The sequence below is a fragment of the Mucilaginibacter sp. dw_454 genome (assembly GCF_018449775.1).
GTDB lineage: Bacteria > Bacteroidota > Bacteroidia > Sphingobacteriales > Sphingobacteriaceae > Mucilaginibacter.
On record NZ_JAAVVB010000005.1, the window covers coordinates 59294 to 72222 of the forward strand.

General features: G+C 42.1%; 12 protein-coding genes and 1 tRNA gene. 6 read left to right on the plus strand and 7 right to left on the minus strand.

The window, feature by feature from the left end:
* Positions 1-266: 266 nt before the first annotated feature.
* Complete coding sequence (locus tag HB679_RS15420) at positions 267-1496, minus strand: TlpA disulfide reductase family protein (RefSeq protein ID WP_214072909.1); 1230 nt, start codon at positions 1494-1496, stop codon at positions 267-269.
* Positions 1497-1541: 45 nt separating this feature from the next.
* Positions 1542-2681, minus strand: coding sequence for an acyl-CoA dehydrogenase (locus HB679_RS15425; protein ID WP_214072910.1), 1140 nt, complete (start codon positions 2679-2681; stop codon positions 1542-1544).
* A gap of 370 nt (positions 2682-3051) precedes the next feature.
* On the opposite strand from HB679_RS15425, the gene HB679_RS15430 reads away from it, so the two are divergent.
* The 4 genes from HB679_RS15430 to HB679_RS15445 all read left to right on the plus strand — a co-directional run bounded on the left by HB679_RS15430 (position 3052) and on the right by HB679_RS15445 (position 6183).
* Positions 3052-3294, plus strand: coding sequence for a helix-turn-helix transcriptional regulator (locus HB679_RS15430; RefSeq protein ID WP_144246880.1), 243 nt, complete (start codon positions 3052-3054; stop codon positions 3292-3294).
* 231 nt (positions 3295-3525) lie between these two features.
* A tRNA-Asp gene (locus tag HB679_RS15435) sits at positions 3526-3599 on the plus strand.
* Positions 3600-3949: 350 nt separating this feature from the next.
* Positions 3950-4201: a hypothetical protein gene (locus tag HB679_RS15440; RefSeq protein WP_214072911.1), complete on the plus strand. Its 252-nt coding sequence runs from the start codon at positions 3950-3952 to the stop codon at positions 4199-4201.
* An 8-nt stretch (positions 4202-4209) separates the two neighbouring features.
* Positions 4210-6183 carry a tetratricopeptide repeat protein gene (locus tag HB679_RS15445; protein WP_214072912.1) on the plus strand — a complete coding sequence of 658 codons (1974 nt, stop codon included), beginning with the start codon at positions 4210-4212 and terminating at the stop codon, positions 6181-6183.
* A 171-nt stretch (positions 6184-6354) separates the two neighbouring features.
* Here the strand turns inward: HB679_RS15445 and HB679_RS15450 are convergent, their stop codons facing one another.
* Together HB679_RS15450 and HB679_RS15455 are read right to left on the minus strand one after the other, a co-directional pair.
* The gene (locus HB679_RS15450; RefSeq protein WP_214072913.1) at positions 6355-7029 is read right to left on the minus strand and encodes a hypothetical protein; all 675 of its coding nucleotides are present in this window, start codon (positions 7027-7029) and stop codon (positions 6355-6357) included.
* 78 nt (positions 7030-7107) lie between these two features.
* The gene (locus HB679_RS15455; RefSeq protein WP_214072914.1) at positions 7108-7689 is read right to left on the minus strand and encodes a Crp/Fnr family transcriptional regulator; all 582 of its coding nucleotides are present in this window, start codon (positions 7687-7689) and stop codon (positions 7108-7110) included.
* Between the two features lie 162 nt (positions 7690-7851).
* On the opposite strand from HB679_RS15455, the gene HB679_RS15460 reads away from it, so the two are divergent.
* Complete coding sequence (locus HB679_RS15460) at positions 7852-8664, plus strand: phytanoyl-CoA dioxygenase family protein (protein WP_214072915.1); 813 nt, start codon at positions 7852-7854, stop codon at positions 8662-8664.
* A gap of 1 nt (position 8665) precedes the next feature.
* The gene (locus tag HB679_RS15465) at positions 8666-9487 is read left to right on the plus strand and encodes a sugar phosphate isomerase/epimerase (protein ID WP_214072916.1); all 822 of its coding nucleotides are present in this window, start codon (positions 8666-8668) and stop codon (positions 9485-9487) included.
* On the opposite strand, the gene HB679_RS15470 is transcribed toward HB679_RS15465, so the two are convergent.
* From HB679_RS15470 to HB679_RS15480, 3 genes are all read right to left on the minus strand, one after another.
* Positions 9462-10367 carry an AraC family transcriptional regulator gene (locus HB679_RS15470; protein WP_214072917.1) on the minus strand — a complete coding sequence of 302 codons (906 nt, stop codon included), beginning with the start codon at positions 10365-10367 and terminating at the stop codon, positions 9462-9464. The genes HB679_RS15465 and HB679_RS15470 overlap by 26 nt on opposite strands.
* A gap of 99 nt (positions 10368-10466) precedes the next feature.
* The gene (locus tag HB679_RS15475) at positions 10467-12224 is read right to left on the minus strand and encodes a phospholipase D-like domain-containing protein (RefSeq protein WP_214072918.1); all 1758 of its coding nucleotides are present in this window, start codon (positions 12222-12224) and stop codon (positions 10467-10469) included.
* A gap of 278 nt (positions 12225-12502) precedes the next feature.
* Positions 12503-12916 carry a DUF1003 domain-containing protein gene (locus HB679_RS15480; RefSeq protein ID WP_214072919.1) on the minus strand — a complete coding sequence of 138 codons (414 nt, stop codon included), beginning with the start codon at positions 12914-12916 and terminating at the stop codon, positions 12503-12505.
* Positions 12917-12929 lie beyond the last annotated feature (13 nt).

The window sequence follows — 12929 nt, forward strand, 5'->3', positions numbered from 1 at the left end:
TGCTTTGCTAAAGGCGAATGTTGGCGGTTGCGTTAAGGATGGAAATGGATACCGGCCAAGCGCTTAAGGCCTTGCAGGCGTATGAATGGACAGCCTGACACGGAGGGGAACGCCATAGCTTAGGACTCACCCGGTCTGCGCTACGCTGGACCACCCTCTCTTCGCCTTTGGCGGAAAGAGGGTTAGGAATATCGAATGTTGAATATTAAATGATGAAGGGATGTGTTCGACATTCAAAATTCATTATTCGATATTAAAGTGAGTTGTTATCCTTTTTCTGTTGATAACTGAGTTATCAAACTTTCAAACTCATTTATAAATTCTTGATAATGTTCGCCGGTACCCGGGCCGCTAAAGCCGGTGTGTATTTTGCGCACGTCGCCTTTTTTATCGATGATGATAGTGGTTGGGAAGCCTACTACTTTAGCCATCATGGGTAAGCTCTTGGCCGGATCGCCTGCTGACGGCGTGTAACCCGTAATTAACAACGGGTATGGTATATTGAAACGACTTTTTAATTGCTTAACCGTCCGCTGCGAATTAGCGAAATCTTTGGTGCGTTCATACGCCAGGCCAACAACTTCAACGCCTTTTGGCTGGAATTTTTTATAGAAGTTAACCAGGTAAGCGGTTTCATCCATACAATTAGGGCACCATGACCCCAGTATTTGTACAATAACAACTTTGTTTTGGAAACGCTTATCAGTAAGCGAAACGTCTTTGCCATTTAAATCTTTAAAAGTAAAAGCCAGTTTTTTGTAGCCGGGTTTTAAGGCCGTAAGCGAATAAGCATCGGGCAGTTTGGCGTTTGCATCTTTAACGGCGCTCCAATTATCAATACTGCTTAAGCCTGCATAGAATTTACCATCAATGATTTTATCGCCGCTTACTTTAGCGGTAAACAGGTAATCGTGCCCACCGTCAAAAGTTGACAGATAGAGATCAGTGCCATTGATTACACCTTCCAGGTAGCGATAATCGCCGGTGGTTGATAAAAACGTGCCGGTAACTTTGGCGCCTACTTGTTTAAACTCGCCCACAGTTAAATCGGTCTTGCCATCGCTCACAAATGGCGCCGACCAGCGTCCGGTAATATCCGCGGCAGGTTTTTCGACTGTTTTAAATCGCCATGAGGTATTTGCGGTAGCGGTAAAATTCATGGCTACCAGTTTTGTGCCGGTATTTTTTATCCAATGGCCGGTAAGATTGCTTTCGGCTTGCTTCAATTTAAACTCAGAATCAAAAAGCGGCATGTGTATAAACACCGAGTCGCCTTTGTATTTTATGTCGGTAACTTTAAAGCGCTCTGCTCCATTCATAATAGCCAGCTGGGTTTTTCCGCCGGTATTACTTACTTCAAAATTGAACGGGATATCTACTCCGGCTGCAGTTTGGGTTACGCCGCGCCATATGCCGGTTTTTAAAGGAGCCTGCGCGTTGGCCGCGCTAAACGTAGCAACAACAGCAACAAGGCTTAAAAATGATCTGATTTTCATCTTGATAAATTTGATGTCAATCAAAATTACGTAAAAAGGAATAGCTTATTTAAGTAACTGGCGCGATATGACAATGTGCTGAATTTCTGAAGTGCCCTCATAGATCTGGGTTATTTTGGCATCGCGCATTAATCTTTCGACATGATATTCCTTTACATAGCCGTAACCACCGTGAATCTGCACGGCTTCGGTAGTGGTTTTCATTGCCGTTTCTGATGCAAATAGTTTAGCCATGGAGCTGGCTTGAGCATAAGGCAGGCCATTGTCCTTTAACCAGGCGGCTTTTAAACATAATAATCGCGCGGCTTCTATATTTGTCGCCATATCCGCCAGTTTAAACTGAATAGCTTGCAGATCGGCTAATGATTTACCAAAAGCTTTACGCTCTTGCGCGTAATTTAAAGCCATTTCATAAGCCCCTGAGGCAATACCCAATGCTTGTGATGCGATGCCTATGCGCCCACCTTCCAAACAAGTCATCGCAAACTTAAACCCGGAGCCATCATCGCCAATACGGTTTTCCTTCGGCACCTTAACATCGCTAAAGTGCAGCGAGTGCGTGTCGGACCCACGGATACCCATTTTATTTTCTTTTTGCCCAATAGTAAAACCGGGCATTCCTTTTTCGACAATAAAAGCATTAATGCCCTGATGACGTTTGTTGGTGTCTGTTTGGGCGATAGCCAAGTAAGTAGAAGCTGTGCTGCCATTAGTGATCCAATTTTTGGTGCCATTTAATAAGTAATGATCGCCCATATCAACGGCCGAGGTAGATAGCGCAGTAGCATCCGAGCCGGCCTCCGGCTCAGATAAACAGAAGGCGCCTATTACTTCTCCTTTAGCCAAAGGGATTAAATATTTTTGTTTTTGAGCTTCGGAGCCAAAGTGTTCCAGCCCATAACATATCAGCGAATTATTTACGGATACCACAACGGATGCCGATGCATCCACCTTTGAAAGCTCTTCCATCACTAACACATACGAGACAGCATCCATACCACTGCCGCCATATTGCGATGATACCATCATGCCCAAAAACCCCAGCCTGCCCATTAACTTTACTTGTTCGGCAGGAAACTTTTGGTGCTCATCGCGTTCAATTACGCCGGGTTTAAGTTCGGTTTGGGCAAAGTCGCGTGCGGCCTGGCGTATCATCAAATGTTCTTCTGATAGTTGGAAAAGCATATTAGCGGTTTTAGGCAAAGATAATTTATTATGCATGCATAGTAAAAAAATTAAAGCAAAAAAAAGAGAGCTCTTTTGAAGCTCCCTTTCCCCTAATTAATTTAAACTATTGATTAAACCCAAAACAAAGAACAAAAAACCTCAGCTTGGGTGTCTGAGAATTCAACATATTAACGTGCTTGCCAGCATTTTATTTTCATAGGTATATGCAGGGCGTTAAGTACAAAGCAAATGTATTGCCATTGGGCAATAATGGCAATGACTTATTCGTCAGAAATTGAAAATAAAATATATGTAATTTTATATTACTTTAGCATTATATAAACTAAAAGCATAATTTTAATAGTAACCTCACATTTGCCCAAACACTATGCTGTTAACTGATTTTGAATACCTTGACAACTCGGATAATGCGTTTAAACGCAAAATTTCGCTTCAAATAAAGCGCCTGCGCAGGCAGAACCAGGTTACCCAAGAAAAATTTTATTCTGACACTAATATTAACATAGCACGCCTTGAGTCGGGTAAAATAGATATCCGGATAGAGACTTTACGCAAGGTTTGCTACTACTTTGATGTCTCTTTGTCGGGTTTTTTCAGGGGGATATATTAAACCGAAGCGTAGTTTTGATATAAAAACCGGACACAATTCTGCTTTTTCCTACACGCTTTGTAGCATTTAAAAGACAAAGCCCTCTAAAATGTATAGTTTACCGACTCAAAGGATATAAATACCATAAAAAGGGCTTTTAAAACCTAAAACGGTGATTATTTGCTGATTAAAACTTTTTTAAAAAAATAGCTTGCGCAATAAAAAGCGAAACGTATATTTGCAATCCCAAACGGAGTGGTAGTTCAGCTGGTTAGAATACATGCCTGTCACGCATGGGGTCGCGGGTTCGAGTCCCGTCCATTCCGCTTAAAGAGGTGTCATCCGATACCAAAGCCGCTTAAATCATTGATTTAAGCGGCTTTTTTTTACAAATCCATTTGTTTCATATTTGATTTAGGAGTTTTAAATCAATAAATTGAAGCTAAAACAGCTCGAAAACGATCAAAATCTTAATTGAAAATTAGCTATCAAACAAGGGGATAATGATTTATCCAGTCTATTTTGGTTGTATCAAATACGAAAAAGACAAAATGATTTGATATGCTTTACGCCAGGAATAATTAATTAAGAACAATAAACTTAATGATATTTCATTAAAAATTCTGCAATATATTCCAACACAAGTTTTTACCTTAGTATTGCTTAAACCATTGATATGGAGTATCTCAAAATTATAGTGCCAATAGCATTTATCATTCTGGTCATTATTGTGGCGTTAAATCGAAATAAAATTCGCGCAAAAGGATTCGGTATGAACTTTAATGCAGAAGACACCACCCGTAAGAATAAGGCTCGCGTAAAGGGTAATCGCAATAAGATTGTTCAGGGAGATGGCAGTAATAAAAAGACTGCCGTTGATAACGATGCTGTTGTTCGGGGCGACGATAACGAAATTAGCCTAAACTAATAAAGGAAATGAATTATCAGGTTAACCGCTTAAGTATCAACGGCAATGACAATATTGTTTTTCAAAACGTTGACGGGAACACTGTAACCACTTCGTTAGATAAGTTGATCCGCGAACATACCAGAGAAAAAGATGCTCATATTCAAAGCTTACAGCACTCGCTGTTTGATAAAGATAAAATCAATGAATTGAGCGAATATAGGATAAACGCACTCAGAGAAGAACTTGATAAGGAGCTTAAAGAAAAAGCCCAACTAGAAAGACAGGTTCAGGAACTGATTCAAGAATTTGCAGACAAGGACATATCAGATACTGGTACGCTCTACCAGGAAGCCTTTAAGCTTTTTTTGGAAGGGCGGCTTGCAGATGCCCTGGCAAAACTAAGTGATAGCCAACTCGAAGCAGAATATCTGGCTTTGAAAGCACAGGAACAGAAGCTAAATCAAGGTAAGCGAAAGATGGCGGATACCTTCCTGTTGAAAGCAAGAATGCTTGTGATGGATGGTAAAAGCAGTAATGCGGCGGCTTATTATGAAAAAGCCGTCGAGGCTTGTCCAGAATGGAATTATTGGCAACAAAACGCTTATTTTTATTCCTATCTAAACAACGCCGCCAAGGCCGAAGAATGTTATAAACGTGCCATGGAAATAGCCGAAACCGCGGATCAAAAAGCGAAATCTGCGGAATTTCTTGCGGTGCTTATTGATCGTAAGGATGCGGCAAGAGCAAGGCAGCTTTTCCTGGAAGCAATTAGCCTTTACGAACAGGCCTCAGGCCTTGAGGGCATTCAGTCCTTTGTTAATCTAGCTTCAGTATCGGGTAATTTTGCCAAATTTCTATATGATAGAGATGAGCCGGAAACGGCCTTCGCTTATATTACTCAAGCGCTTAATTACTATAAGCAACTAGCTGAAAGCCAACCGGAAGCCTATTTGGCTGATTTGGCCTCAACCTATGCCAATTACGGCATTTTGCTGATGGATCAGGATTTACTGGAAAAAGCCGAAGAACAGTTTGTCGTGGCCATGCACTGGTACGATGAATTGGATGAAAAGGGCTATTCCTACAATGAAATGAGCCCCGTGATGCTACTGAATAATTTAGGGAGCCTGTTATCTCTGAAAAATGACGTGACGGCAGCACTATCCTATTTTGAAAAAGCACTCCGGTTAAATCGCGATCTTGTTGCTCAAAATCCTGAAGCTTATCTGCCTTTGTTAGGCAAATCGCTTAATAGTTACGCTAATGTACTCGGATCAATACAAAAATGGGATCAGGCAAAAGACGCATTTATGGAAGGGATCGGCATTTATGATAATCTGATAAAAATTGACCGGGAACAATTCCTACCCGACTTGGCAATGCTGGTCAGTAACCTCGCGCTGATGCAGAGCAACCAAGGTTACCTGGAATTAGCCGCTGATAATTATCTGCGTGCCCTTGCTTATAAAGTGGAGCTGAACAATAAATATCCGGGGATATATGAGCATAGCCTTGCACTAACATTAAATGATCTGTCAACCCTGGAATCGGAAACCGGAGATTTATTAGAAACGGCTGAGATCAATAGCAGAGAAGGGATTCGCCTGCTGGTCCGCCTGGTTGAAAAAAATCGTTATGCTTATCTTGTGACCCTGGCCAATAATTTTACTAATCTCGCTACTATACTCAAACGAAAAAACAAACAGGACGAGGCTGAACAGTACTACAATCTGGCTCTACAACTTTATATTGAACTTTATAAGCGCGAACCGCAAGTCTATATCTCTTTTTTGATCAAGGCATTGTTTAACATTGGATCTTTTTATCAAAACGGCAAACCAGATAAGGAGCAGTCAATCGGATATGCACAGCAAATCATCTATGCTTCCTGGCAGCATTTTAAACCTGAAGAAGGCCTACAACAAATCGCTTTGGCCGGGACTATTTTGGCGCGTTGGGGTATCGACCTGAATGACTTTATGCGAAGCTTAATGATCTAATTGCGCTTCTTTTTACCACATACACGAAATCGGGCAATATAAATTTTTAAGGCGGAATTGAAATTTTTGATTCGCATGTTTCAAGTCCACGGCCAGCCTGCAAACCAAACCTGTAAGAGATTAGAGGCTTTTTTGTTGATATAGAATTTTTCTTCGCGCACTTTCTGCTATTCAAGAACCCCGCAACAACCTTTTTATACTAACCAAATGAGCGTACAATACAATCGGTACAATAAATCCGGGTAATAATATAAACGGGAAATAAAATAAAGCGATACTTGGCTGTTCAAAACCCAGTCGTTGGAAAGCAAAAGGTGCGGATAGCACTGCTGTAATAATGATATTTACCAATAGCAGCAAACAGATCACATTCCAGGCGACAATAACTTTCCTGCTTATAACCTTTCTGACAAAACCAAAGTAATAGATAAATGGTGCGCTAATACCGCACAAAATATCAAAGTTTCTGCCTTCAAAAGTCATAACCTGGGGTATTACTTTATGCAGAAAAAGGCCGTATAGCACCAGTTCTACCGGGATTCTTACGATATGCAGGAGCGTTAGGGTTTTGATATCAAAACCGTTCATTGCCATTCTGCCATTATTCGTCGCAAACAGAATGATAATAAAGACAACCGGTGGCGCCAGCAAGAGCATGAACCTTGGGGGCGTACCAATAACTACTGTGTAAAAACCGGATAGTCCAATAATACTCTGTAAAACCAGCCATGCCAATGTGACCATGATAATCGTTTTAGAATAATGTGTTGCTCCGGAAAGCAACAGCAAGGTTAACAATACAGTTAATATAAAAATGATGCTGATGTAATTAGGTAGGTGTTCCATTTTTTGTTTTTTTATAGAACAAAGGAACTGGTAATTGCAAGCCGGCTGCTTGCCAAATGGCAAGAAATGAATGACTTGTTATTTTTTGGCTAACTCTTTCCGGATCCGGCTGAGCGAGGTATCGGTGATGCCCAGGTAAGAGGCAATGGTTTTAAGCGGTGCATGCTGAAAGGTCTCCGGGCTGGTCTTTAACAATTGCGCATAACGCTCTTCTGCCGTTTCGGTTATGGTGATCAGCATCCGGGTTTTCAAATCCGAAAATCCCTTAACCAATATAGATCGGCCAAATTCACGAAACTCGGGCAAGGCATGAAAAAGTTCGTTTAGCTGTTTATAAGTGATGAACCAGCCTTCGCAATCTGTCAAGGCCTGTAAATTCTCCATAGAGCGTGTTCGATTGAAAAAAGAAGCGACTTCAAAAACAACCTGGCCTGGCGAACAAAATGCGGTGGTAACTTCATTGCCTTCAGTATCATGCGCAAATGCACGCATATAGCCTTTTTCTAAAAAGTAATACTCATCAGATATTTTGCCTTCAGTAAGCAAAAAATCATGCTTTGAAACCGCTTTATAGCTAAACTGCCCGGCAATCTCACGGGCCACGGTCATGGATACCAGGTTAGTGTTGTGAAAAAATTTAGCCAATGTTTCTTTACTCATAATGGATGTTGCTACAATATACAAATCATTTGGAGGTATTGAATGTCAACTCCGTATATCCGCCACAATAACCATTTATCAAAAAGCATAAAAAATATTCTGCTTTAGATAAAGGAACAAAGTCGACACCTAACTAAGTTTGACTAACCAATTGTATCCTTTATGAAAAATGAGCTATCGGCGCAGGCTATTGCGCAATACCGGCAAGACGGATTTTTAGTTATCGAAAATTTTTTATCGCCAGATGAACTGGAGTTTTGGCGCACGGCCCTTACCGAAGCGGTAGCCAGGCGTGGCGGCAACAAACTGCCTGATCGGAAAGAAGTATATGGCAAAGGCGATGACAGCGACAAATCTTATTACGATAACGTATTTGACCAACTGATCAATCTTTGGCAGGATAATGAAAAAATGAAGAAGATCATGTTGGACGAGCGGCTTGGGAAAATGGCGGCTCAACTATCTGGTTCTGATGGCATCCGGATCTGGCATGATCAGGCTTTGGTTAAAAAGCCCTGGGCAAACCCTACTTCATGGCATTTAGATACGCCATATTGGTCCTTTAGCGACCGCCGGGCCTTATCTATCTGGGTTGCTCTGGATGATGCTACCTATGAGAATGGTTGTCTGTTTTTTATCCCCGGCTCTTATCATAAAACCACGTTTGAAAATCCCGGAATCGGGAAAAACATGGGTGCAATATTTACTACCTATCCCGAATTTAAAACGGCTAAATCGGTAGCGGCGCCAATGAAGGCCGGCAGTTGCTCGTTCCATAACGGGTTGACCATCCATGGTGCCCATGCTAATATGACGCCGGGTTTAAGGCGGGCCATGACCTGCGCTTATATGCCCGACGGGAATACTTTTAATGGTACGCAAAATATTTTGTCGGACGAAGAAATAGCGCGACTAAAAGTTGGCGACTTGCTCAATAACGATGAGCTAACGCCATTGATCTATTCAAGCAAGTAACATGAAGGTCAAGATATTGAGTCCGCAATGGGGCCATGAACAAATGCCCTTATTAGCATTCCTTGATAAAATTAGAGATGCAGGCTATGATGGCATCGACACCTGGATACCGGAGAATACTGCTGATAAACGTATATTGTTTGACTATTTACAAGCGAATGAACTGTATATGATAAGCCATCAGCACCGTGCTCAAGGTAATACATTTGCAGCGTTTAAAGCATCATTTGTAAAAGAGTTGCATGAGTGTGCCGGGCCGGGGCCGTTGCTCATCAATTCGCACACTGGTAAAGATTATTTTTCACTGGCCCAAAATCTCGAACTGATTGATGCCGCGCAGGAGTTTTCTGCCAAGACAGGAATCACCGTGGCACATGAAACCCATCGCGGGCGATTTGGTTATTCGCCCCAAATAACCGGCGAGGTTTTTAAATTAAGACCCGATCTTAAAATAACTGCCGATTTTTCGCATTGGACGTGTGTCACCGAAAGTATGCTGGAAAATTTCGAAGAAACGTTGGACGAAGCCATTAAACGAAGCATAGCTATACACGCACGCATTGGTTTTGAAGAAGGCCCACAGGTGGCAGATCCGTTTGCATCCGAATGGAGATACGCTTTAGACAAGTTTTTAGGCTGGTGGGATAGTATAGTTGCTTTTAACGCCGAAACGGATAGTAAAATCTTGCCGATTACTACAGAGTTTGGCCCGGAGCCATACATGCCGAAAATCCCTTTTAGCAAAACACCGATGGTTAATCAGTTTGCCATTAACTGCGCCATGAAGGATTTACTTGTTAAGCGCTATGCTCACTATCGTTAGCGCTTTGCGCCTGTGCCCGGAAAGCTTTAGGAGATACACCCGTTTTATTTTTAAATAGCTTAGAAAAATAGAATACCGACTCAAAGCCTGTTTGGTCTGCTACCTCATTGATATTTAATAAAGTTGAGTTTAATAGTTCTTTAGCCCGGTTAAGGCGAAGATTTAAATGGTATTGATGTGGCGACTCGCCGGTAATTTGTTTAAAAGCTTTGCGGAACGACGAATAACCCATGGGGAGTTCTTCAGCCAGTTTTTCCACATCCAATGTGTTTTCGAATGATTCCTGGATGATGAATCTGGCTTTCGCGATCAGTTTACCTACCGGATCATTACTGTATTGCCTATGATGCGATATTTCATTCACCAGGCCCAATATCCTGAGCGCTATTCCCGCAATTTGTTGCGGATAGCCGGGCAGCGAGGCCCGCGTAATTTCTATTAACTCGCGGAAAAGAACCAGGATATCTTTATCTAAACCAATATATGTAATTGGATTTTGACTATCGAAAAAACCATTTTGCATTAACTGCTCCACGTAAAAGCCGTTAAGCCCTACCCAGTATTCCTCCCAGCCCGATTTTGAGTCGGGTTTGTAGCGGTGCAAAACGCCGGGATAAAGAAAAAAACAGTTGCCCGCAATAATGTCAGATGGTTCTGTTAAGGCAGATGCATAAACACCTTTCCCCTTCGAAATAAAAACCAGGTAAAAATCATTCAGTATCCGCCCGCGGTTCCAGGTTAACTCATGGCTTTGCGGGTGTTGCTGATTAGGGTAATGGTCATGCGGTTCTATCTTTGAATAGCCCACGCTGGTAACATACATACCCCACCGTTCTTCTACAGGTGTTATGTTTAGATATTTGAAATAGTTAGGAAACATTGGTAAACTAAGATAGGCAATATCAGCATACCTTGCGTACCAGGCGGTCAATAACCTCCTTGCTTTTGCAAAATCCTACTACACGGTAACGTATTTCAATTAAACCACTTTTGAAAACAAAATACGGTCGGCTAATTTTTGTGGGTCTGTATAATCTTCTTTCCACCAGGGTTGGTCCGTTGTACCGGCAACCGGAGGTTTTTTGAGGAACAGGCGCCCTGCAGACGATTTTTTTGCATTTTGTACAGCATCGCGCCATTCGTAATGGTCAAACATCGATACCGCTTCAATCATATAGGCAACGGCAACCCGGCGGTCTTCGATCAGCCAGAGATTTTCTCCGTTTTTTAAATCGGCAGAAATAGAAAAATTATGAGAGCCCAGGTAAACTTTTGCAGCAGGCTTGTCAAAATCAATAACCACAAATTTATGGTGCATACGGATACCGCTGCCGCCCGTAGTTTCAGGCACATAGGGTTGAGGGACGTTTTTGATCAATGCCGCAGGGAAAGCCACCGGCAAATTCCCGTCGGGTACTTTCAAATCCAAGCCCCCCACTTTTTTATCAGAAATACCGTAAACGAAACGCCCCGGCGTATTGGTAACTTTGATCACAGCATCGCGAATTACCCCTTTGGTTTGGTATAAAAAGGCCAGCGAAAACAAAAAGCTGGACGTTGTACCGTCAATACTATCTGCGATACCCTGAAGGCAGGCGTTGGTGCTATTATGCGGCGAAAAAGCGATACTTGCTTTAATTCCATTTAAACCAAGGTCGGTCCATTTGGCCGAAGCGGTTTTACTAAAGCCCGACGGGTTATCCGGGTTAGCATATAAGTTATCAAAATTATCAAAGAATAGCTGCACCTGTTCTTTACCATAAACCACCGCGGTATTATTATTCTGTACAAAAAAGCCCCGCCACGAAAAATTGGTCGATCCGCCAAAGGCAACCGATTGATTGTTGCCTATTACAGCAATAGTTTTACCATGTTGCAAATCGCCACAATATTGTCGCTGTACATGATCACGGCCAGCCGAAACGACGAGCCGGTTTTCGGCAGCGGTTTCTGATGATGTCGAAGCTCCATGATCATTAGGCTTTTGGGGTTTGCTTACAGAATTATCGATAATGATCTTTAAGCGTGTCCCTAGTTGCTCGAGTTTATCTACTATTTCAGGCAAGTTCAGATCATAAGCAGTTACCCTTACCTGGGCAGACGGGTCGGCTATGGCGGCATCCAGGATGTCAGAAATAACCTTTCGAGCCTCAAAGCCCATCCATTCTAATGCTTGGGTTGCTAATGGGTTAGGTGATACATAAGTTAGTGGGGCGTCATTATCTCCCGGCAATATAGTTGCCGCGTTGCCGTCTTTATTGAATCGCTGACTAAAAGCCTGCGAAGCCACAAATCCGCGCGTAAACGCAATATTTAATATACCTGGATAAGTTTCTCCCTGTATAGCTATACCGGCCTCTTGCGATTCGCCATAACTAAGTTTGCTATCGCCGTCCATAAATACAGGCGTTACCCGGTAAGTATAATCTCCTTCAAGGTCGGGGTGATACGGAAAGTGTGTCCATCGAAACTTTTGAATCGGGGATAACCTTGTCGATAAGATATTGGGATTTACATTCCCTTTATTATCCAGGAATGATAAGCGATTGTCCAGGGGATAAAATTGAGCCCCTGCCGGCTCCTTATACTCTATTGCAAAACCAACAAAATTAAGCGGAGGCTCGGCTTCGCGCCAATCCATACCTAAAAGCACCATGCCTTCGCCGCGAAAGATCTTTAGGGTAAATAAAGCAGAATTATTGGAGCCATAAACTTCAAAGGGTGGTAAAGTTGCCATGATAAGGGTTTAATTTAGGTGAATAATTAACAAATGTGTTGTTTAAAGATAAGTAGTAACTTCTGATAATGAAATAGTTACTAAAATATCTTATTAAAGAATTGTTAATAAAGTCTCCAAAATATTTTACCGTTATCATCTGTCAAAAAAATAGATTTTGTGCATAGGATATAAACTAAGATTAATAGAAAATGCGGCTTGACCAGCGTCTTTGAGCTATATCAAGCCGCATTTACGGCAATGTGAGGTGTTGCTGACTAAGGCAAAGCCCTTTCCAACTATTTCTTATCCATCTTCTCTAATAGTGCCAAAATCTTATCTAATTTATCTAGTTCGATAGCGTTTAATTTCATCTGCAATTCTTCAATCTCTTTTTTGGCCTCTACATTGGTTCTGAAGTCCTCGTCGGCCTGTGCGCGGTCGCGGTCGCTTTGGCGGTTTTGAGCCATCATGATAATGGGCGCAGCGTAAGCCGCCTGGGTAGAGAAAAGCAGGTTAAGCAAGATATAAGGATAGGGGTCCCAATGGTGCATGATAGCTACCACGTTCAGTGTCATCCAGGCGGCAACTATTAAAGTTTGAATGATAATAAATCGCCAAGATCCCATGCCTGTGGCTACGGAGTCGGCAAGGCGCTCGCCAAAATCAGAATCAGCAACATGTCTTTGGTACCAGTTTCGCTTTTTTTGCATTTTAAATGGGGTT